The sequence below is a fragment of the Rhizobium sp. 9140 genome, assembly GCF_900067135.1.
In the GTDB taxonomy this organism is placed as follows: domain Bacteria; phylum Pseudomonadota; class Alphaproteobacteria; order Rhizobiales; family Rhizobiaceae; genus Ferranicluibacter.
Window position 1 is genome coordinate 707,356 of the sequence record NZ_FJUR01000002.1, and the last position, 21,587, is coordinate 728,942.

At 62.3% G+C, this 21,587-nt stretch carries 15 protein-coding genes; 7 read left to right on the plus strand and 8 right to left on the minus strand.

All coding sequences use genetic code 11. The features are described from left to right. Positions 1 to 75: 75 nt before the first annotated feature. The gene (locus GA0004734_RS20620; protein WP_092937503.1) at positions 76 to 1,170 is read right to left on the minus strand and encodes an ABC transporter ATP-binding protein; all 1,095 of its coding nucleotides are present in this window, start codon (positions 1,168 to 1,170) and stop codon (positions 76 to 78) included. A 271-nt stretch (positions 1,171 to 1,441) separates the two neighbouring features. After that, a complete protein-coding gene (locus GA0004734_RS20625) occupies positions 1,442 to 2,038 on the minus strand; it encodes a carbonic anhydrase (protein WP_348626101.1) in 597 nt (198 codons plus the stop codon). A gap of 621 nt (positions 2,039 to 2,659) precedes the next feature. On the opposite strand from GA0004734_RS20625, the gene GA0004734_RS20630 reads away from it, so the two are divergent. From GA0004734_RS20630 to GA0004734_RS20655, 6 genes are all read left to right on the plus strand, one after another. Further along, positions 2,660 to 2,749, plus strand: coding sequence for a potassium-transporting ATPase subunit F (locus tag GA0004734_RS20630; protein WP_092938237.1), 90 nt, complete (start codon positions 2,660 to 2,662; stop codon positions 2,747 to 2,749). Between the two features lie 201 nt (positions 2,750 to 2,950). Next, positions 2,951 to 5,020, plus strand: a complete 2,070-nt coding sequence (gene kdpB, locus GA0004734_RS20635; protein WP_092937507.1) for a potassium-transporting ATPase subunit KdpB — start codon at positions 2,951 to 2,953, stop codon at positions 5,018 to 5,020. Between the two features lie 133 nt (positions 5,021 to 5,153). Beyond that, positions 5,154 to 6,830: a potassium-transporting ATPase subunit KdpA gene (gene kdpA / locus GA0004734_RS20640; protein WP_175386574.1), complete on the plus strand. Its 1,677-nt coding sequence runs from the start codon at positions 5,154 to 5,156 to the stop codon at positions 6,828 to 6,830. Between the two features lie 11 nt (positions 6,831 to 6,841). Then, the gene (locus tag GA0004734_RS20645) at positions 6,842 to 7,402 is read left to right on the plus strand and encodes a potassium-transporting ATPase subunit C (protein ID WP_092937509.1); all 561 of its coding nucleotides are present in this window, start codon (positions 6,842 to 6,844) and stop codon (positions 7,400 to 7,402) included. Positions 7,403 to 7,461: 59 nt separating this feature from the next. Then, positions 7,462 to 10,161 carry a sensor histidine kinase gene (locus GA0004734_RS20650; protein ID WP_092937511.1) on the plus strand — a complete coding sequence of 900 codons (2,700 nt, stop codon included), beginning with the start codon at positions 7,462 to 7,464 and terminating at the stop codon, positions 10,159 to 10,161. Beyond that, positions 10,158 to 10,895, plus strand: a complete 738-nt coding sequence (locus GA0004734_RS20655; RefSeq protein WP_092937513.1) for a response regulator transcription factor — start codon at positions 10,158 to 10,160, stop codon at positions 10,893 to 10,895. Before GA0004734_RS20650 ends, GA0004734_RS20655 begins: the two co-directional genes overlap by 4 nt. Before the next feature lie 151 nt (positions 10,896 to 11,046). Here the strand turns inward: GA0004734_RS20655 and rfbA are convergent, their stop codons facing one another. From rfbA to GA0004734_RS20685, 6 genes are all read right to left on the minus strand, one after another. Then, positions 11,047 to 11,946 (minus strand): glucose-1-phosphate thymidylyltransferase RfbA, encoded by a 900-nt coding sequence (rfbA, locus tag GA0004734_RS20660; protein ID WP_092937514.1) that lies wholly within the window; start codon positions 11,944 to 11,946, stop codon positions 11,047 to 11,049. After that, positions 11,943 to 12,878 (minus strand): dTDP-4-dehydrorhamnose reductase, encoded by a 936-nt coding sequence (rfbD, locus tag GA0004734_RS20665; RefSeq protein WP_092938241.1) that lies wholly within the window; start codon positions 12,876 to 12,878, stop codon positions 11,943 to 11,945. The genes rfbA and rfbD overlap by 4 nt, the downstream gene beginning before the upstream one ends. A gap of 148 nt (positions 12,879 to 13,026) precedes the next feature. Further along, positions 13,027 to 14,295, minus strand: coding sequence for a NosD domain-containing protein (locus tag GA0004734_RS20670; protein ID WP_175386576.1), 1,269 nt, complete (start codon positions 14,293 to 14,295; stop codon positions 13,027 to 13,029). Between the two features lie 131 nt (positions 14,296 to 14,426). Next, entirely contained in the window at positions 14,427 to 15,542 is a 1,116-nt protein-coding gene (locus tag GA0004734_RS20675; RefSeq protein WP_175386578.1) for a polysaccharide pyruvyl transferase family protein, read from the minus strand. A 93-nt stretch (positions 15,543 to 15,635) separates the two neighbouring features. Then, positions 15,636 to 19,166: a glycosyltransferase gene (locus GA0004734_RS20680; protein WP_175386580.1), complete on the minus strand. Its 3,531-nt coding sequence runs from the start codon at positions 19,164 to 19,166 to the stop codon at positions 15,636 to 15,638. Positions 19,167 to 19,262: 96 nt separating this feature from the next. Beyond that, positions 19,263 to 20,396, minus strand: a complete 1,134-nt coding sequence (locus GA0004734_RS20685) for an EAL domain-containing protein (RefSeq protein WP_175386582.1) — start codon at positions 20,394 to 20,396, stop codon at positions 19,263 to 19,265. 226 nt (positions 20,397 to 20,622) lie between these two features. On the opposite strand from GA0004734_RS20685, the gene GA0004734_RS20690 reads away from it, so the two are divergent. After that, positions 20,623 to 21,387, plus strand: coding sequence for a recombinase family protein (locus GA0004734_RS20690; protein ID WP_348626102.1), 765 nt, complete (start codon positions 20,623 to 20,625; stop codon positions 21,385 to 21,387). The last annotated feature ends 200 nt before the right edge of the window (positions 21,388 to 21,587 follow it).

Below are 21,587 nucleotides of genomic sequence, written 5' to 3' on the forward strand. Positions count from 1 at the left end.
AGTGACTGCAATGACAGCAGCCGACCTCTCCGCGTAGCGCTGCGGGATGACAGTGAAGCTACAGTTTCATGATCTTCACGTGACGCTCGCCAGATCGGAAGGCAAGGTGCAAGGCGAGCTGGGGCCGCGTTCGACAACCCAGCCGCCCGAAATCGTCAGATTGATGCGCGTGCCCGGCGCGAACTGTTCGGCCAGCGGCAAACTGACGACATTGCCGTCGATCTCGCTTGGCAGGCAATGGCTGAGCCAGGCACCATTCTGGAAGACCTGCCCGACGAGCTCCGTCTTCAGGTGTCCACCGTCGGACACGCGATGAAGGTCTGAGGCGTGAAAGCAGAGCCACCCCTCGCCAACCGGCGCACAACCCGGCAGGTCGAGCATCTCGCTGCCGAGCATGACCCGGTTCCGCGCTCCCTGCGCGCTCACCACACGCACGGGAAGCGTTTTTCCGCGGCCGATGAAACGGGCAACCATCGGCGAGGCAGGACGGCGGTAGAGATCCTCCGGCGTCCCGAGCTGTTGCAGGCATCCCTGATCCAATACGGCGACATGTGTCGCCACCGCCATAGCCTCGTCCTGATCATGCGTGACCAAAACGAAGGTTGCATCGGTCAGGCTGTGGATCCGGCGAAACTCGGCCAGCATCGCATCCCGCAGATGCGCATCGAGATTGGCAAGCGGCTCATCGAGAAGGATAAGCTTTGGGCGCGTCGCGAGAGACCGCGCCAATGCCACACGTTGCCGCTGGCCTCCTGAAAGCTCATGCGGGCGCCTGTCGTTCAAGCCTTGCAGCCCGACGACCTCCAGGACGTCATCGATCCGCTCCCGTCGCTCCCGGGCACCGAGACCCGCAACTTTCAAACCGAATTCGACGTTGCCGCGAACGGTCATGGTCGGCCAGAGCGCATACGACTGGAACACCATGCCGATGCCCCTTTTCTCCGGAGGCACGAAGACGCGATCACCTGCCATCACCTCATCGTCGAAGAGGATCTCACCCTGATCTGGCAGTTCCAGTCCGGCGATTAACCGCAGCAGCGTCGTCTTGCCACAGCCAGAGGGGCCGAGAAGGGCCAGAAACGCCCTGTCGGGAATGGAGAATGAAACATCATCGAGCGCCCGATGGCGCCCGAAACGCTTGGTGACGGCCTCTAAGGTCAAGCGTGGCAACGACGTCGCTCCCGTTCATGACACTGCCATGCCACCGGGAGATGACGACAGCATGACCAGCGTATCGCTCCCGTCCCACTTTTGCCGGAAAGGCCTGCCGGGCGAAGCCATGCATGCGAGCGCTGTCCGCAAGCAGATTGGCAACGGGTCTCTCCGCCGCCAAGCGGAGATGACACCAGCTTCATGGCCGCGCTGGGCGAATGAGGGGAGACCGACCCGTTGAGGTCTTCGGTTTTGTTGACGTCAACCCGATCGGTGCTCTTTGCTCACCTCATGCCTGGTCGAAGAATTCAACGACGCCGGTGTCGAGCCGATAGTATGCACCGACGACCTTGACGCGGCCATCGGACAAGGGTGTCAGCAGCAGCGGGTCGCTTTCCTCCCGCAAGGTGCGCACGACACGGCGAACATTCTGACGCACCGCATTCTCCGTCGGGTCGCCCGTCTGCCCGCGGGCTTCAAGAACGGCCGGAATGATGGGCTCGATCATGTTGTCGATCTGCCCGGGAAAGCGAGCATTGCTTTCCACAACGGCCATTGCCGCTTTCACGGCACCGCAGCTCTCGTGTCCCATGACGACGACGAGAGGCACGCCGAGTTCGGCAACGGCATACTCGATCGATCCCATAGCGACGGTATCGACCGTATTGCCGGCATTACGGATGATGAACAGCTCTCCCAAGCCTCGTCCGAACAGCAGTTCGGGAGGAACGCGGCTGTCGGAGCAGGAAACATAGGCGCAGAAGGGCGCCTGCCCCTTGGCGAGTTCCAGCCGACGCGTCTCGGTCCGGTTCGGGTACACCAGTTCGTTTCGCAGGAACGCCTCGTTGCCCGCCTTCAGAAGCTCCAGTGCTTCATCCGGTGTCAACGTTGACTTTCCATCCTTGGCGGGTGCTGGCGCCAAGGGCACGGCGGCCGTGCCAACCTCCTGAGCTTGAAGTGCAGTCGGCAGGGCCACGGCGGCGGAGGCAGCGGTCCCTGTCAGGAAAAGACGGCGTGAGACGTTACACATAAAAACACTCTCCAAAGTGACGCATCTTGCGTCAGGTTCAAGACATCGAACACGGCTGGGGAGCTTACGAATGGGCCATAAGATCGCACCGAGCACGCTCGATGCGGTCCGACATCATAAAGGCGATCGCCTTGATCAGAGGGGCCCGGTCCGCAACAGGTATTTGGGTAAGCGAAGCTGGAATGCAAGGATTTCCCGTTAGAAAAGGAATGCCAGCCGACAGGCTCCGTTCAAGCGGTCATGGCAACACAATTCCACGTTTCGTCATTGCGACATGAGGGACCGTTGTGATGGCTCCGTACCGGCCAGCGAGCGTCTGCATATCTGTCCGCGCCTCCTCCCGGACGAGAGTTCACATAGAATCCTTATATCTTCTGCATGTCTTCCATCTCGAATTCATACGCAGATCGGTCGCAAAGTCAGGTCGGCCTCGGCGATCCCGCCGTGCAAGGTTGCGACACGAAAAACCGGTGCGACATGACATTCGACTATATCCTCAGCGGCGGCGTGACCGTCTTCGTCACGGCCTACCTTGCCTACGCGCTCTGGCGACCGGAGCGCTTCTAGAGCCCCGTGGAGCCCCTGCTTCGCTTTTTAAACGATGCGGTTTTTCCACGTATCGACCCTCGCGCGTCTTGCCGCGGATCGAACGTCGTCTTCGGCATGGTTCTCCTTTGGGCGCCGTCGTCGCGCTGGCGGAAGCGGCCTCCCTCTTTTCCACGTCCCATTGATCCGACCTTCCCACTCAACCATCACTCGGGGTCTCTCATGAGCAAACCCACATCCGCGAGCATTCTCGATGCCCGCATCCTCGTGCCGGCCATTGGCGGCGCGTTTCGGAAACTCGACCCGCGAACCTTGGCCAAGAACCCGGTCATGTTCGTGGTTGCCGTCGTTTCCCTGCTGACCACCGTCCTCTTTTTCAAAGACCTTGCGACAGGCGCCGAAGGGCTGGGCTTCTCGTTCCAGATCATTCTGTGGCTCTGGTTCACCGTCCTTTTTGCCAATTTTGCAGAGGCCGTGGCCGAGGGTCGCGGCAAGGCCCAAGCCGAATCTCTGCGCCGCACGCGTTCCGAAACCCAGGCAAAACTGCTGGTCTCTGCCGACAGCCGCGCGTGGAAGGATGTCCCCGGCGCGTCGCTCAAGGTCAACGACATCGTGCTGGTGGAGGCAGGCGACATCATCCCGTCCGATGGTGAAATCGTCGAGGGCATCGCCTCCGTCAATGAAGCGGCGATCACCGGCGAATCCGCCCCCGTCATCCGCGAGTCCGGTGGCGACCGTTCGGCCGTCACGGGCGGCACGCAGGTTCTGTCCGACTGGATCAAGGTGCGCATCACCGCCGCTGCCGGCTCCACCTTCATCGACCGCATGATCGCGCTGGTCGAGGGCGCGGAACGCCAGAAGACGCCGAACGAGATCGCCCTCAACATCCTGCTGGCCGCGATGACGCTCATCTTCGTGATGGCGACGGCGACCATTCCGGCGTTTGCCAGCTATGCCGGCGGCTCCATTCCCATCGTCGTGCTGGTGGCGCTGTTCGTCACGCTCATCCCCACCACCATCGGCGCGCTTCTCTCCGCCATCGGCATTGCGGGCATGGACCGTCTGGTGCGCTTCAACGTGCTGGCCATGTCCGGCCGTGCGGTGGAGGCGGCCGGCGACATCGATACGCTGCTGCTCGACAAGACGGGAACGATCACGCTCGGCAACCGTCAGGCAACCGAGTTCCACCCCGTCAAAGGCGTGACGCAACAGGATCTCGCCGATGCGTCGCAGCTCGCGTCGCTGGCCGACGAAACGCCCGAGGGCCGGTCCGTCGTCGTGCTGGCGAAGGAAAAATACGGGATTCGCGCGCGCGACATGAAGGACCTCAACGCGACGTTCGTCCCCTTCACCGCGCAGAGCCGGATGTCCGGCGTCGACCTTGAAGGGACCTCGATCCGCAAGGGCGCGGTGGATTCCGTGCTCGCATATCTGCAACGGCATGCCGTGTCCGGTGGCAGCGCGTCAATGGACGCCGTTGCGCGGGAAGGTCAGGCAATCGCGGATTCCATCTCGAAAGCGGGCGGTACGCCGCTTGCCGTCGCGCGCGACGGGAAACTGCTTGGCATCATCCACCTGAAAGACATCGTGAAAGGCGGCATCCGCGAGCGGTTCGCGGAGCTTCGCCGCATGGGCATCCGCACCGTCATGATCACCGGCGACAACCCGATGACGGCCGCGGCCATCGCTGCGGAAGCCGGCGTCGACGACTTCCTGGCGCAGGCAACGCCGGAGAACAAGCTGCAGCTGATCCGCGACGAGCAGGCGAAGGGCAAGCTGGTCGCCATGTGCGGCGACGGAACCAATGATGCGCCGGCGCTGGCGCAGGCGGATGTCGGCGTCGCCATGAACACCGGCACGGTCGCCGCGCGCGAAGCGGGCAACATGGTGGATCTCGACAGCGACCCGACCAAGCTTATCGAGATCGTGGAAATCGGCAAGCAATTGCTCATGACGCGGGGATCGCTGACCACCTTCTCGATCGCAAACGACGTGGCCAAGTATTTCGCGATCATCCCGGCGATGTTCGTCGCGCTCTACCCCCAGCTGGATGCCCTGAACGTCATGGGCCTTGCCACCCCGCAGAGCGCGATCCTGTCGGCGATCATCTTCAATGCCCTGATCATCATCGCGCTGATCCCGCTGGCACTGAAAGGCGTCGCCTACAAAGCGATCGGTGCCGGGCCGCTGCTGCGCCGGAACCTGCTGATCTACGGCCTCGGCGGCCTCGTTGTGCCGTTCGTCGGCATCAAGCTCATCGACATGATCGTGTCGGCCCTCAACCTCGCATGACCGGAGCAGACCATGACCATCCTCACCTTCATCCTCGGCATGATCCTTTTCGGACTTCTCTTCGCCTTGGCATCCGCCCTCGACAAAGCCTGATCGCTGACATGATCACGGGCCTGATGCTGGAGACATCACGATGATACAAGCAATCCTCTTCGTAATCATGATCATCGGGGGCACCGCGCTGCTCTCGTGGCCGCTCGGCCGCTACATCACCTGGGCGATGGACCCGGGTGCCGGCCAGGGGAAACCAAACCTCTTCACCTCGACATTCCAGGCGATCGGCGGATCGGCAACGCGGCAGACGCAGGACTGGAAGCGCTACGTCTTCTCCCTGCTCGGCTTCAACGTCGTCATGTTCGTCGCCTGCTTCGCGCTTCTGGCACTTCAGCAATACCTGCCGCTCAACCCCGACGGCAAAGGCGCGCTTGAGGGCACGCTGATCTTCAACACGACAAGTTCCTTCGTCGCCAATACCAACCTTCAGCACTATTCGGGCGAAGTCGCGATGAGCTACCTGTCGCAGCTGGCGGCGCTGATGTGGCTTCAGTTCGTCTCAGCAGCCGTCGGCCTTGCAGCGCTCGCAGCGCTGGCCCGCGGGCTTGCCGGACGCAAGCTCGGCAATTTTTTCGTCGATGTCCAGAGCGCGATGTTTCTCGTGCTCCTGCCGCTCGCTCTGGTCGTTGCCATCTTGCTCCTCTTCACGGGCGTGCCCATGACGTTCCAGGGCTCGGCGGTCGCGACCACGCTGGAGGGCGTGCAGCAGACGATCGCGCGCGGGCCTGTCGCCGCTTTCGTCGCGATCAAGCAGCTCGGCACCAATGGCGGCGGCTTCTTCGGGCCGAACAGCACGCATCCGCTTGAGAACCCGACCTTCTGGTCGAATGTTCTGCAGACCATCTCGATCATCATCATTCCCATGGGCTGCGTCTGGATGTTCGGCCGCATCATCGGGCGGATGAAACATGCCGCCGTGCTCTTCACGGTGATGCTCGTCCTCATGGGAGCCCGCGTCACCGGAGCGATCGGCTTTGAAGCCGCGCCGACCCGCGCCTTCGCATCTCTGCCGATCACGCAGGACGTCGGCAATCTCGAAGGCAAGGAGTTGCGGTTCGGTGCAGCGGCGGGGCCTGTCTGGTCGGTCGTCACCACCTCCACCAGCAACGGCTCCGTCGATGCCATGCATGACAGCCTCAACCCGCTGACAGGCCTGATGCCGATGATCGGCATGTGGCTGAACGAGGATTTCGGCGGCGTCGGCGTCGGCATGATCAACATGTTTCTCTACATCGTCGTCGCCGTCTTCATCGCGGGCATGATGATTGGCCGCACGCCGGAATTTCTTGGCTGGCGCATCGAGGCGAAGGAAGTGAAGTTCGCCATGATGGGCCTTCTCAGCCACGGCTTCTTCATTCTCGTGGGCACGGCGATCTTTGCGGTGACGCCATGGGGTGCGGCGACGCTCAACAATATCGGCCCGCACGGCTTCAGCGAAATCCTCTACGAGTTCTCCTCGGCCGCCGCCAATAACGGCTCCGGCTTCGAGGGGCTGGGCGACAACACGGCCGCCTGGAACATCGCCACCGGTATCGTCATGCTGCTTGCGCGCTTCATCCCGATCATCCTGCCGCTCGCCATCGTCGGTTCGCTCTCCACCAAGCGTCGCGCAACCGAGTCCAGCGGAACGCTGTCGGTCGAAAACGGCACCTTCGCCGGCATGCTGACCGTCACCGTCGTTATCGTCGGCGCGCTGACGTTCTTCCCCGCCGCCACACTCGGCCCGATCGCCGAACACGTCATGTTCATGAAGTGAGAACCGTCATCATGGAAACCCTTCTCTCCAGTCTCCGCATCGCCGTTGCGACGATGGTCATCTGCGTCGGAGGCTATACCGGCGTCGTCTGGGCCGTCGGTCAGGCGGCCGCTCCCGACCTCGCCGACGGCTCGCTGATCACGGCGCCCGACGGCAAGGTCATCGGCAGCCGGCAGGTTGCGCAGGCCTTCACCCGGCCGCAGTATTTCTGGCCGCGTCCGTCTGCCGTGAGTTACAATGCGGCTGGCGCCGGTGGCTCGAACAAGTCGCCGACAAGCACAGACCTGACAGACCGCGCGAAGGAAACAGCCGCCGCCTATGGAGCGACGCCTGAGAACCTCCTCCCTGCAGAACTGGCCGCCGCTTCGGGTGCGGGTCTCGACCCTCATATCACCGAGCGCGCCGCCCGCTATCAGGCCGAGCGTATCGCGCGGGCGCGCAACGTGTCGCTCGACAGAGTCAACCAGCTCATCGATCGCAGCGCGTTCTCACCGGGCGGCGTGCTCACGCCGGACAGGCTGGTGAACGTGCTGGAGATGAACCTTGCGCTGGACAACGCCGCAGCGCCCTGAGACTGAGAGACAGCCCGCAGCCCCTGACCGGGGGCTGCCGGGAAACCACGGAGCGGACGATGGCCAACGACAAGCACGGCAGACAGGAACGGCGACCGTCCCCGGAGGCGCTCCTTGCTCGGGCCGAGCGGGAAGACCGCGGCAAGCTGAAGATCTTCCTTGGCGCGGCACCCGGCGTCGGCAAGACCTACGAGATGCTGATATCGGCCCGCGCCCGACACGCCGACGGGACCGATGTCGTCATCGGCGTCGTGGAAACGCATGGGCGCAAGGAGACGGAAGCGCTGGTCCACGGGCTGGAGACCGTCGCGCGGACGTCCATCGACTACAAAGGACAGGTGCTGGACGAGATGGACATCGATGCCATCCTCGAACGGCGTCCGGCCCTCGCGCTGGTTGACGAGCTGGCGCACACCAACGCTCCCGGAAGCCGCCATCCGAAGCGATATCTCGACGTGCTGGAGTTGCTGGCGAATGGCATCGACGTCTATACCACGCTCAACATCCAGCACGTCGAGAGCCTCAACGACATCGTCGCGCAGATCACCCGTATCCGGGTGCGCGAGACCGTCCCCGACAGCATCATCGATCGCGCCGATGACATCGAGATCATCGACATCACGCCGCAGGATCTCATCAAGCGGATGCAGGACGGCAAGGTTTACGTTCCCAAAACCGCGCGGCGCGCCATCGAGAACTACTTCTCGCCGGGAAACCTGACCGCCCTGCGCGAGCTCGCCCTCAGACGCACGGCGCAGCGGGTGGACGACCAGCTTCTCAACCACATGCAGGCCCATGCGATCTCCGGCCCCTGGGCCGCGGGCGAACGCATTCTCGTCTGCCTCGATCACGGACGCAACGGGGCAACGCTGGTTCGCTATGCCCGGCGGCAGGCTGACAGGCTGCGGGCGCCCTGGACGGTCATCCACATGGAAACCGCCCGCTCGGCCTATCTGGCCGACGCGGACAAGGACCGTCTGGCGGCCTGCATGCGGCTGGCCGAGCAACTGGGGGCGGAAACCGTGACGCTTCCCGCTTCGAACGTCTCCCGCGAGCTCATCGCCTATGCCGGCGCCAACAACGTCAACCACCTCATCGTCGGCACGTCCGACAGGCCGCGCTGGCGGGAATGGTTCGAGGGATCGATCACCCACGATCTGATCCGCAACGCGGGCGCCATCAGCGTGCACGTCATGTCGGGCAGCGGCGAAGAGGTTGCACCGAGAGGCGTGCGCACGGCGAAGGCTGCAAACAGGATAAAGCCGAAAGACTACCTGTTCAGTCTGGCCTTCGTCTCCATGGCCGTGGTGATCGGCATCCTGCTCGACCAGACGCTCAACGTGCAGAATCTGGCGCTTGTGTTCCTGATGGGCGTTCTTGCCTCCGCCGTCAGGGGCGGGCTCGGCCCCGGCCTCTTCGCGTCTTTCCTGGGTGCGACCGCCTTCAACTTCTTCTTTCTCGAACCACGCTATACGCTGACGATCCGCGATCCCGAAAGCGTCGTCGCTTTGCTCTTCTTTCTCGGGACCGCGCTCGTGGCGAGCAATCTGGCAGCCGCCGTTCAAAGGCAGGCGACGGCGGCGCGACAGCGCGCGCGCACCACGGAGGACCTTTACCTGTTCTCGCGGAAACTCGCCGGTACCGGCACGCTCGACGACGTCCTCTGGGCGACGGCCTTCCAGATCGCCTCGATGCTGAAGGTCCGCGTCGTCATCCTGCTGCCCGAGGACGGCACGATCGCCGTCAGAGCCGGTTATCCGCCTGACGATACGCTCGTGGATGCCGACATCGCGGCCGCGCGATGGGCCTGGGAGCACGATCGGCCAGCAGGCCGCGCGGCCGATACGCTCCCCGGCGCCAAAAGGCTTTATCTGCCCCTTAGGACGGGCCGCGGTGCCATCGGCGTGGTCGGCCTCGACAACGACAGACAGGGGCCGCTCCTCAATTCCGATCAGCAGCGTCTGTTCGATGCGCTTGCCGACCAGGCAGCGCTCGCCATCGAGCGTATCCAGCTCGTGGCGGACATCGACAGGGCACGGCTCGCCGCCGAAACAGACCGTTTGAGAACGGCGCTTCTGACCTCCATTTCGCATGATCTGAAGACGCCGCTGGCCGCCATTCTCGGATCGGCCGGGACGATCAAGGACTTCGGTGCCGGTCTGTCGGAAGACGCCAAGGACGACCTGTTGACGACGGTGATCGAGGAGTCGGAGCGGCTAAACCGTTTCATCGCGAACCTGCTCGACATGACCCGCATCGGGTCCGGCGCGCTGACACTGAATACCGCGCCGCACTTCGTCGGCGACATCGTCGGCTCGGCTCTTGCGCGCGCAACAAAGATCACGGCGGACCACCGTGTGGAGACGGCGATCCCCGACGATCTTCCCATGGTCAAGGTCGACCCGGTTCTGCTGGAACAGGTTCTCTTCAACCTGATCGACAACGCCGCCAGATACGCGCCGGACGGCACGACGATACGGATAGAGGCGGATGGCGACGCCGGCCTCGTGCGCCTTCGCGTCACCGACGAGGGGCCGGGCGTACCGCCGGGCGATCTGGAGCGGATTTTCGACAGCTTCTACCGTGTCAGCAAGACTGACCATGTCACAGCCGGCACAGGCCTCGGCCTGTCGATCTGCCGGGGGTTCATCGAGGCGATGGGCGGCAGCATCACGGCCGAGAACAGACTGGACGACGCGGGTGCCCTGTTCCAGATCTCACTGCCGAAAGCGCCTGCATCGAAGGGAACGACAGCATGACCCATGCCACCGTCAAGATCCTCGTCGTGGACGACGAGCCGCCGATCCGCAAGCTGCTCGATGTCGGTCTGTCGTCTCAGGGATTTGCGATCAGCGGAGCGCCGAATGCCCGCTCCGCGATCGAGATGGCGCAAGCGGATGGTCCCGATCTCGTCCTGCTCGATCTCGGTCTTCCCGACATGAGCGGGCATGAACTCTTGGCCCGATGGCGCTCGGAGAACGTCCCGTTTCCCGTCATCATCCTGTCGAGCCGCACGGACGAAACCGGCATCGTTCAGGCACTCGAACTGGGTGCCGACGACTATGTCACCAAACCGTTCGGAATGAACGAACTCGTCGCGCGCATTCGCGTGGCCCTGCGCCATCGTTTCCAGAGCCAGGGCGAGGCCCCTGTCTTCGAAGCGGGCGACCTGTCGGTCGATCTCGTGAAACGCATCGTGAAGGTTCGCGGAAACGAAGTGAAGATGACGCCCAAGGAGTACGATATTCTGCGGCTGCTGGTGCAGCACTCTGGCCGCGTTCTGACACATCGTTTCATCCTCGAGAAGGTTTGGGGCGAGATGAACGATGTGCAGTACCTACGGGTGTACGTCCGCCAGCTCCGGCAGAAGATAGAAGAAAGCCCCGATCAGCCCCGATACATTCTCACCGAAACCGGCGTCGGCTACAGGCTTGCGGAGATCGTCGGCATGTCGGAGAGCCGATCGACGACAGGCCCAAAGACCATGCCATGACCCTCGAGGATGGCGCTCAGCGGGTCAGCTTGGTCCGCCTCCCTTCGAGCTTAGGAGCGCCATCCGCGAATGCCGCGAATGCCGCGAATGGTCGTCATGCGCACTGGGAAACGCCGAGAAGACCACTATCCCCGACGGTGGGTATGACCGGCTAATTCGCAATCGGAAACGGCACGACATTGGAAGGTTGCAGGGCCTGTTTCAACAGATATTGCCCGTATGCGCCTTTGCCGAGTTCGCGTGCCAGCTGAAGAAGCTGTTCGCTCGAAATGAAGCCCTTCTGGAAGGCGATTTCTTCCGGGCAGGAGATCTTGAAGCCCTGCCGGCGCTCGAGAATGGCGACGAATTCTCCAGCGTCGAGCTGGCTGTCCGGGGTCCCGGTGTCGAGCCATGCATAGCCGCGCCCCATCAGTTCCACATTCAGCTGGCCGCGTTCCAGATAGACGCGATTGACGTCGGTGATCTCCAGTTCCCCGCGCGGCGAGGGTTCGAGGTTCGCGGCGATCTCCACGACGCTGCTGTCGTAGAAGTAGAGGCCCGTCACGGCCCAGTTCGACCGGGGAACGAGAGGCTTCTCCTCTATCGAAACGGCCTTCATGCCGGCATCGAAATCCACCACCCCGTAGCGTTCGGGATCGTTGACGTAATAGGCGAACACGGTCGCCCCTGTCCTGCGTTTCCTCGCGCGTGCGAAGAGGTCCGTGATGCCGTGACCGTAGAAGATGTTGTCGCCCAGAATCAGGCAGGAGGGGCTGGAGCCGATGAAGTCGGCGCCGATAAGATAGGCCTGCGCGAGGCCGCCCGGAGACGGCTGCTCGGCATAGGTGAGCTTCAGTCCCCACTTGCTGCCGTCACCGAGAAGGCGCCGAAAGTTCGGCAGGTCCACCGGGGTCGAGATGATCAGGATGTCCTTGATGCCGGCCAGCATCAACGTCGACAGCGGATAGTAGATCATCGGCTTGTCGTAGATCGGCATCAGCTGCTTGGATGTGACCAGCGTCATCGGATGCAGGCGCGTACCGCTGCCGCCTGCCAGAATAATACCCTTCATGATTGCCTCTCCTTCATCGGCGTTGCCTCTTTCATCGTGTCGAAAAGTCGTTCGATCACCCGTTCCGTCGCGGGTCGCCAGCCCGACATGGCGACGCCGTGCATGGCCTTCAGCTTGCGACAGTCGAGCTCCGCATTCGCCGGTCGCTCGACGGCGCTCGAATAGGTGTGCGAGGGAATGGGGTTGACGGCGGCGAACGGACCTCCCCGCGCCCTGGACGCGCGGAAGATCTCCTCGGCGAAGCCGGCCCAGCTCGTTTGCCCGCTACCGCTCATGTGGAACGTGCCGCGCAGGCCCGGCTCGTCGCTCGCCAGAAGGTTCCGCGCGACCGACACGATGGCGTCGGCGATGTCGAAGGCGGATGTGGGCGTGCCGAACTCGTCGGCGATGACATTGACGCAGTCGCGCCCCTCGGCAATCCGCAGCATCGTCTTCAGGAAGTTCGAGCCGAAGGGGCTGAACACCCAGGCGGTGCGCAGGATTACATGATCAGCGGTCGCATATGCGATAGCCCGCTCGCCGCCGAGCTTGGATCGGCCGTAGACGCTGAGAGGCCCCACGGGGTCTGTCTCCGCATAGGCTCCCGACCTCGTGCCGTCGAAGACGCAGGCGGTCGAGAGGTGGATGATCGGGACGCCGAGTGCGGCGGCCACATGCCCGAGAACCCCGGCAGACGTCTGGTTGACAAGGGTTGCGAGCCCTTCGTCGGCTTCGGCCTGTTCGATGGAGGTATAGGCTGCCGCAGAAACGATGATCTCCGGCCTTGCTGCCGACAAGGACGGGCCGATCGACCCGCTATCCGCCAGGTCCAGCTCCGGCCGCCCAAGGGGAATGATGTCGAGATCGGCATGGACGGCGGCGCGATCGAGGAGCGCGCTGACGACCTGTCCGTGTCGTCCTGTAACGACGATGCGGCGGCGTGGCCGTGTCATCGCCTCGCCCCGTGCATGCCCGACAATCCCCCCAACCATTCCATGGCGTTCGCAAGGGAAAATGTCATGTCCTCGTCCCCCGTTGAAAAGTTGAATGTGAAAGAGTCCCATCAGGATGCCGCCTCGCGCAACCCTGCAGGCGCGGCGGCTATGGCTGTCCGGAGGTCTCCGCGTGCGCGGGCGGATGGTCGCAGCCTGCCGTCTGGTTGTTCGCGATCATGTTGCCCGACGGTCGTCCGTTTCCGGCGAGCGTCCGGATATGCCTCCAGGCGATCCGGCCGTCCGTGACGACGCCCCTGCCCGAGGGCGCGAGCGTACCGGAGGTACCGGCGTTCTCCGTCTGATAGATTTCGCCATCCGCATAGATGAAGCGTCTCGCAGTGTAATCCGTCGCGGCCTTCCATCGACCATAGCCCTGCCCGACCATGACGCATCGCAACTGTGTCGGTCGCCCCTGGTCGTCCGCGATGATGTTGCCGACGATCACGTTGTTTCGGCCACCGCCCCCGAATGCGCCGTTGGCGAGGATGCCGGCATAGACGCTCGTGTCCTGCGGGTTGTGCAGCGGAGATCTCGGGTTGAGATTCTGCCCGTTGCCGATGGCGACATTACCCATAACCGTGTTTTCGTCGCCATAGATCGCAATGCCGTTCAGCGCGTTGCCGGAGACGCGGTTGCCGAGCACGACATTGCGGTCGCCGGTCACGGAGATTCCATTATCACCCGTACCTTCGGCTCTGTTGTAGGCGATCACGTTGCCGAAGGCGTTGTAGCGAATGCCGACGAGCTCGATGCCGTTTGCCCGCGTCGAGTTGTTGGAGATGTCATTGCCGTTCGCACCGTTGTCGATTTGGATGCCGAAGCCGGCATTGCGTTCGAATTCGTTGCCTTCGATGGCAATCCCGGAGGAACCGTTGGTGATGGCGATCGCGTTGGCGGCCACCCCGTTCTCGAAGCGCGCGCGTTCGACGCGCCCGTTGCGGGCATTGGAGAAGACCAAGGTTCCCGCATCAACCGCACCGCCGCCTGTGAGGCGAAAATTACCGGCACGAACGGTGCCGAGGGTCCGGCTCCGCCCGTTCTGGCGAAAGGTTATGTTCTCGATCGCGACATGCGTCGCACTGGGCGGCACGTCGAACGCGGCACCATCGCCCTCGGCGATCAGAACCGTTCCGACCGCACCGCGAAGGCTGGCATTGCGGGCGAATGTCAGTGTCCCGTTGATCCTGTAGGGGCGGCCCCGGTTCTCCAGAAACACCGACCGGCCTTCGGAAAGGCGGACCCGGATCTCGGCGAACTCTGCCTCGTTCTCGGCTGCGGGACCCTGGAGGCTCGTGTCCTGCAAGGCCGAGGCATAGACCGGGATGAGCAGGCAGAGCGCGGCCGTAAAGCCGAGCACGATGCGCCGCACAGACACTTTGTCCTGCCGGCATGTCTCCGTTCTCATAGCTGTGAAACCCATGTGGCAGCGATCCCGCTCTAAAAGCCGCGAGCCCGCCCGGGCGAAGCGACTGCGCCGCGCGCCGGACGATGCGATGCAAAGCAGCCTCAGGCGGCCATGATGTCCTGCTCCTCGCGCATCTCCAGACCGTTGCTCTTGAAGAACGCCGTGAAGGTCCTGAGATAGGCGCCGTACCGCGCCTCGAAGCGGCTGAAATCGGCCTGTTCGATAAGCGCCGGCAGGTCGAGGCTTCGCGTCATGTCGACGGTCTCGGCGGGCACGAACGGAATGTTCAGCGTCTGGGCGAGCTCGACCGTTCTTGCGTCGTGCGTCATCAGGATGCCGGGCGTTCCCGCCAGCAGGGCCGCAACGGTTCCGTGGATGCGCGTTCCGACGAACAGGTCCTGCGTCTGGGCGTAGTCGGTCCACTTCTCGAGGTCGTAGAACACCTTGCCGTGCAGCCGGAGATACCGCCCGACCGCCTCCGCATCGCTGTCGCCGTAAGACTTGCAGACGATGGGATCGACCTTTGCCATGATCTCCTTGTTCACGGTGCGGCCCAGCGCATAGTAGAAATCGGCAAGCTCGGACTGCAGGACGATATCGTAGCGCTGGCGGTAGGCTTCCTTGTAAAAATAGTCCTGCAAAGGGCTCGTATCGTGCATGAGGTGCCGTGTAGAGTGGAACGCCACCCGCTGCGGATTCTTCGACACCTTGGAAAGCGGGCCGCGTGCATAGCTGGCAAGAAGAAGCGACGGGCATCCGGTTACCTCGACGTTCTTCACGCCGAAGCCGTTGAGAACCTCGGCCGAGAACGGACCCCGCACGGAAATCATCTTCGAGCTGTCGGCCGCCAGCCGGACGAGACGCTCCGTACCCGGCTTCAGGGTCGGATGCTCCCGGCCTTTGCTCGGCTGCGCGCCGAGCCCGACAAGGATGACCGGGAGTTTCAAGGCCTCCAGACGCTCGGCCAGCACGCCGAAATCGCTATGCGGGTTCAGCCAGTTGGCCGCAGCGACCACCACCGCGTCCCGGCCTTTGGCGACCTCCGGCGTGAAGTGGTAGGAGGAGATGACGCCGTTGCGGATCACCCGGAAGAGCGATTCCGAGAAAATGAGGTTGCCGGTATTGTTGCCAGCGACGCTCAGGCACTTTTCGACCGTGAAGCCATTGTTGAGGACGCCGCGAACGTTGATTCCAAGGACGAGAGGAGATTTGAACAAGAGACATTCCTTTGCTTTATCTGGAGCCGTAGCGGCAACGCGATGGACGATCGTCGCACCGAGCCGGACGTGTGGGTGACGTCACGGGTCGGTCTACTTCAGGTATTTCTTGTAGATTTCCGTGTATTTCTTCGCGACCGCCTCGATCGTGTAAGACGATCCGACGGACAGCGAGGCATTGGAGAAGCGGTCGCGCACGTCTTTCCGGGTCATTTCGATCATTGCGTTGGAAAAATCGGTGGTGAATATGTCGTCCGCCGCGGTATTCGGCACCAGGATGCCCGCCGTCTTCTCTCCGGCCGTCAGCATCTTGCGGATCTCGCCGATATCCGTAGCGATGATGGGCGCGCCCATGTGCATCGCCTGGATGAGGGTGAGCGGGAATGACTCGCCCTCGAACCGGGATGGCAGGATAGCGACGTCGGAGATGGCGTAGGCGCCGTTGATGCACTCCTGATAACCGACGAAATGAACGCCTTCTTCTTCCGAGAACTCTTCCTGCAGCACCGCAAGTTCCGGCCCTGAGCCGCACAGCATCAGGTGCAACGGCACCTCGGAATGCCGCTGCGCGATACGCTTCGCCTCGATGGCGACGCGCCAGCCCTTCTCCTTGATGGCGCGGGAGGCGAGCGTGAACAGCACGCCCCCTTCGGGCACACCAAGCTCTGCCCGCGAGATCGGGAACGGCCGGTCGTCGGAGGGCATGCCGTTCGGAATAAAGGTCACCCGGTTCGGATCGAGCGGAACACCGTCGAGATGGGCCAGATTCTTCGCGCTCAGATAGGTCCAGTGGTCCACGCCCCGAATGAGCCGAAACAGCATGTCCTCGCCCATCGGCGTGACCTCGTACGAGCCGTGCAGCGTCACGATGTAGCGCACCTTGTTGTTGCAGCGGTTCCGGGCGCCGAAGAAGAAATACTCGACCGATGCGACATGGGAATGCACCAGATCGATGCCGGCCGTTTCGATGAAATGATCGATGCCGACTTCGGTAACCCAGTGTGCGTCGTAGACGGCGACGCGCCGGTCGAGCAGGTTGCGAACGTTCGCGTTCTGCTTCCACCCGTCGGTGATGAGGAAGGAGACGAGATATCCCATTTCCACCAGCGTATTGGCGAGATGGATGGGGAAGATTTCGCCGCCACCGAGATGGAAGCCGAGCGTTGCGACGAGAATGTGCTTGGTCGAGCGTTTGGTCCTCAGCACCTTTTCGTTATGATAGTGCATCGTCAGCGCGCCGATGTGCTTCTCGGCTCCGGAATAGACGAACTGACGGTAGACGTTGAAGTAGAACTCCAGGGCGATATCATCCGGCGTGCCCCAGCGTTCGCGTAGCGACACCATGATCTTCTGGTGCTCTGCATAATATTTCGGCTGAATGAAGCCTTTGACCGAGGTATTCTTGCCGTGCTGGCGGAAATACGCCACGGCCTCGGGCGCATAGGCCATCTGACCGCCGCCCGCCAGGATCGAGTAGAGATACCAGTCGCCGCAGATCTTGTAGGAGACGAGTTCGTCCCACACCTCTTCCGGGATGTTCTGGTTGCGGAAGACGCAGCCGCCGACGTTCGGAATGAGATTGGACTTGCCGAAGCCGCCGCGGAAGAACTGGTGGGCCGGACGCTTGAAGGGTTGGCTCCAGATACCCGCCGCGGCACGTTCGCGGTAGTCGTCGAGGCCGGGGCTCATATTGCCCACGGCGTCGGAGAACTGGATGCGCCCGAAGGCGACCATGACGCTTTCGTCCACCAGCGGTCGCACGCAGTGCTCGAGGAAGTCCAGCTCGCAGAAGTCGTCGCTCTCGCAGATCCAGATGACCTCGCCTGCTGCACTCTCGATCCCCTTGCGCCACTGCTTGAAAACGCCGCCCGAATTCGCGGTGTTCAGGATCGTGCGTATCTGCGGATAACGCGCGGCATAGTCCGCAATGACCGTCCGGCTGTCATCCGTGGAGCAATCGTCGAGGATGATCACCTCCAGGTTTTCATAGGTCTGGTTCAGGATGCAGTCGAGGCGCTTCTGGAGGAACCGTGCATGGTTGAAATTGGGAACGATGGCGGTCACGAGAGGCGCGTATTCCTTCAGCGCCAGATGCGTCTCGTAGCGGATCGCACGACGGCCCTCGCTGATGCCATGCAGGATGAAGTGCTTGAACGGATTGCCACCGCCGTTCTTGATGTCCTCGTTCTTCTCCAGGTAGTAGCGCGTATTGAACGTCGGGCTCGGATCGCGAAGCTCGCGCCAGCCATGGTTCATATAATGCTCGAAGAGATCGAGCCCCGAGCCCTGCAGATCCGGCGATGATGCGAGATAGTAATCCTCGTCGAAGGCGGCGCGCACCCGCTCGTCCTCGCGCTCGCCGGCATGGGAAACTTCCGAGAAGCTGCGCCCTTCCGCCCGCCCCCATCTGAGGTAATGGACGAAGGGATTCCAGTCGCTATCGCTGACGTCGGGATTGGCCTCCAGATAGGCACTCAGCGAAAAGGACGCGGACGGATCCCAGCCGTCGGACCAGCCTTTTGACAGGAAGTGCTCGATGAGGTCGATATCCTCTCCCGGATGATCGGGGAAATGGCCGAGATAGAAGGCATTATCGAACTCAAGAGCGACGAGCTCATAATCGCTGAGATCAAAGGTTCGGTGGTCCTGTTCCCCGGTTCTGACCGGTCTTGCGAGGTCTCTGCCCTCGCGTCGTCCCCATCGGATATAGTGAACGAAAGGGTTGAAGCCGGACGAGCGTACGTCCGCATTGGCGTCGAGATAGGCCGAAACGGAGAAGGTCGGCGACGGATCGAACCCGGCGAGATGGCCCTTGGACAGGAAGTGCTCGATGAGGTCGATCTCGCTTCCCGGCGGCTCGGGAAAATGCCGCAGGTAGAACTGACTGTCGAATTCCGGTGCGACCCATTCGTAATCGCTGAGTTCGATATTGGCGATGTCGCTGTCTCGGCTCGCGGCGGTCGGCGCAAAACGTCGCCCTTCCAGCCGTCCGCGCTGCAGATAATGGACGAAGGGGTTCACCCCCTTGCTCCGCACATCCGGGTTGGCCTCGAGATAGGCGGAGACGGAAAATGCGGGGCTCGGGTCGTAACCGTCGATCCAGCCTTTCGACAGAAAATGCTCGATCAGGTCGATCTCCGGCCCCGGCGGCTTCAGGAAGTAGGTCAGGTAGAAGGCGGGATCGAATTCCTCGGCCACGCACTCATAGTCGCTGGGCGCAACCCCCGCGATCGTCCCGGCCGGGGCATGCTCTGTTTCGGCCGGCGGTTCGCCGATGTCCGGCATAAGCGGTGCCGCTCGTCCCTCGTCCCGTCCCCATCGCAGGTAATGGACGAACGGGTTGTGCCCGGCCTCGCGAACGTCGGGGTTCGCCTTAAGATAGGCTTTGACGGAAAAGGCAGGTGACGGATCGTAGCCCTCTTTCCACCCCGTCGACAGGAAGTGTTCAATAAGATCGATCTCGGGGCCGATCGGTTCGAGAACCTGGCTCTGGTAGAAGCTCTCATCGAATTCCGCGGCGACCTGCTCATAGTCGCTGAGCGGGGTCTCGGGATAGGGCTCGCGGAAGATCCGGCGATCGAACTGAACCGGGGCGATGACCTGCTCGCTTCGTACACGTTCCAAGATATCCACGTACTGGACCATTTCCCCAAACTCCAAACCGGTTCATGTTCACGTCGGCACCGGAGGTGCCAAACAAACGACAGGATCTGCCGTGGGTCAGCCGATGAAGGACCCATGGACCCAACGTGCTCCCGCTGCCAGCACCTCGGCAAAATCCGTCTCGTTCTCGACATTCGCAGCCACCACCGCCGCCTGGAGATGGCTCGCCTGCCGTATCAGTGCGTTGATGTCGGCACGCCTCGTCGCAGGCTGGCCGTTGGCTCCGCGTCCGGCATCAATCTTGATGAGGTCGATGACGCCGTCGCGTGCGAGCGCCAACGCCGGCGCGGTGCCGTCGAAATCGCCGATAGCCACCCTGCACCCGCGCGCGCGGAGCGCGGCGGCGAACAGCGCGACGGGCTCAGGATGGGCCAGGAGATGCAGGCGCTCGATTTCGACAATAAGGCGGACAGCGATGGCCGGTTGCGCAGAGAGGATGATCAGCGTCGAATGCCACCAGACGTCATCGATGGCCGAGAGAGCGGAAATGCTGCAGCCGAGCGTTTCATCGGGGTGATGGCGCAGGCGATCGATCGCCGCGAGAACGACCATCCGGTCGAACACGCGCGTCAGGCCGACACGGTCGAGCGCCGGGAGGAAGTCGCGGGCGCTGACCTCCCGGTCAGCGATCTCGCGGCCGTCTCCATAGACCACGTGCGGCAGAAGCGGCCTGTAGAGATCGGCGCCGCCGTCGCTTGCCGTGACGCGACCTTCCGAAAAATAGATGCCCGAACGCGCCAGCGCACGATGGATCGAGGCCGCCACGCACATATCGCCGCGAAACTCGAACGCATTGACCATCCGTCCTCTTTGTCGCGATGTGGCGAGACGGGCGATATTCGACATTTCCAGCAGGGTGAGCGAGACGAAAACGGCGTGTCCGCCCACGACGATGGCGTCGCCGCAGATAACGACGAGACTGGATTCGAGCATGGTCCAGTCATCCACGCCGTCGTCGAAATCATAGCAGACAAAGGTCACGCCCCAGGCTTCGATCACGGCCGGCCATGACCGGTTCGCAAACGCGAGATCCGCACGGGCGGCCACTTCTACCAGAACGCGTCCTGCGAGGCCATGGCCGTAAACCGAAGAGATATCGTCAATGTTCTGAATGACATAGTGAAACGTTCTGGTGCCCTTGTCCGCCAATGGAAGCCTGTCGGTGGTCATCAGCACTATGGGCTGTGTCATCGGGCGACCTCCGTGACGGACTGCGTCCTTCCGCGCTGGGAAACGCGGGAAAGCGCATCCGGGAGGGCCAGTGAAGCGGGGGTGTCTGTGCATGCGCCGGCCGTCTTTACGGCGCGGGCGTCAACCCTGATCAGATCGGAGATCGCACAGCTTCGCTGCATAAAGGGGTCCGTTCTGGTATCCCCTCATAACAAGGCGTTTCTGTGATGAAAACGGCGATTATCCAATGTTTCGGTCATGGAAACGGGCCGAAAAGCGTGCGGACAGAAGGGACCCTTTATTGTCAACTTTAAGTCGGCAATCCTTCGCCAGGCATGCAAAAAAAATCGCCTGGCGGGTGAAGGGGAGAAAAAGACCACATCGGAGAAAACACGCAGTCATGAGAATTGGTTATGCACGGGTTTCAACAGAGGATCAGAAACTCGATCTTCAAACACAGGTTCTGAACAAGTCGGAGTGCGACATGATCTTCACGGATCACGGGTTTTCCGGTGGATCCTTCGATAGGCCAGGATTGGAGCAGGCTTTGAGCAGGCTCGAAAGAGGCGACACCCTTGTTGTCTGGCGGCTGGACCGTCTCGGCCGGTCGCTGGTCAAGCTGGTGCAGGTCATGGACGAGTTCCGCCAGAGAGGGGTTCATTTCCACTCGCTGACCGAGAACATCGATACGAGTTCCTCGGGCGGTAAGCTGATGTTTCACATGATCGCCGCTCTTTCCGAGTTCGAACGGACGATTATCAGTGAACGGACGCGGGCCGGCATGGCGGCCGCGCGCAACAACGGTCAACGGCTTGGCCGCCCTCCATCCCTGACCGATGACGAGCTGACCGCCATCGTCAAGGCGATCAACGAACGCGGAGAAAGTCTTCGTGACGCGGCGATGAGAAACAATGTCTCGCTCCGCTCCCTGCGGCGCATGATTGCCAGGGGCAGAGACTTCGGTACGGCCTCCCTGCAGGCACATTGCGGACCGGATCTCTGTCCGATGTAACGGGAAAGCGCGTCAGTCGGGGGGATCATCGCCAGCCTGCGATGACCCATTGCGGGTGCGTCCCGCAATGGGTCATCCAGCGAGGGAAGTCCCTATAGTCTAGCTTCGAGAGGCTCCACCAGAGAATTCAAGGGTATTGACAGCCTGGAAAACCAGACTGTAGCTTTCGACTTATAGAAAATTGTAATACATATCAATAA

Coding starts and splice junctions, on each gene's coding strand:
- GA0004734_RS20630 (WP_092938237.1), top strand. CDS start 2,660: ATGACATTCGACTATATCCTCAGCGGCGGCGTGACCGTCTTCGTCACG.
- kdpB (WP_092937507.1), top strand. CDS start 2,951: ATGAGCAAACCCACATCCGCGAGCATTCTCGATGCCCGCATCCTCGTG.
- kdpA (WP_175386574.1), top strand. CDS start 5,154: ATGATACAAGCAATCCTCTTCGTAATCATGATCATCGGGGGCACCGCG.
- GA0004734_RS20645 (WP_092937509.1), top strand. CDS start 6,842: ATGGAAACCCTTCTCTCCAGTCTCCGCATCGCCGTTGCGACGATGGTC.
- GA0004734_RS20650 (WP_092937511.1), top strand. CDS start 7,462: ATGGCCAACGACAAGCACGGCAGACAGGAACGGCGACCGTCCCCGGAG.
- GA0004734_RS20655 (WP_092937513.1), top strand. CDS start 10,158: ATGACCCATGCCACCGTCAAGATCCTCGTCGTGGACGACGAGCCGCCG.
- rfbA (WP_092937514.1), bottom strand. CDS start 11,946: ATGAAGGGTATTATTCTGGCAGGCGGCAGCGGTACGCGCCTGCATCCG.
- rfbD (WP_092938241.1), bottom strand. CDS start 12,878: ATGACACGGCCACGCCGCCGCATCGTCGTTACAGGACGACACGGACAG.
- GA0004734_RS20685 (WP_175386582.1), bottom strand. CDS start 20,396: ATGACACAGCCCATAGTGCTGATGACCACCGACAGGCTTCCATTGGCG.
- GA0004734_RS20690 (WP_348626102.1), top strand. CDS start 20,623: ATGTTTCGGTCATGGAAACGGGCCGAAAAGCGTGCGGACAGAAGGGAC.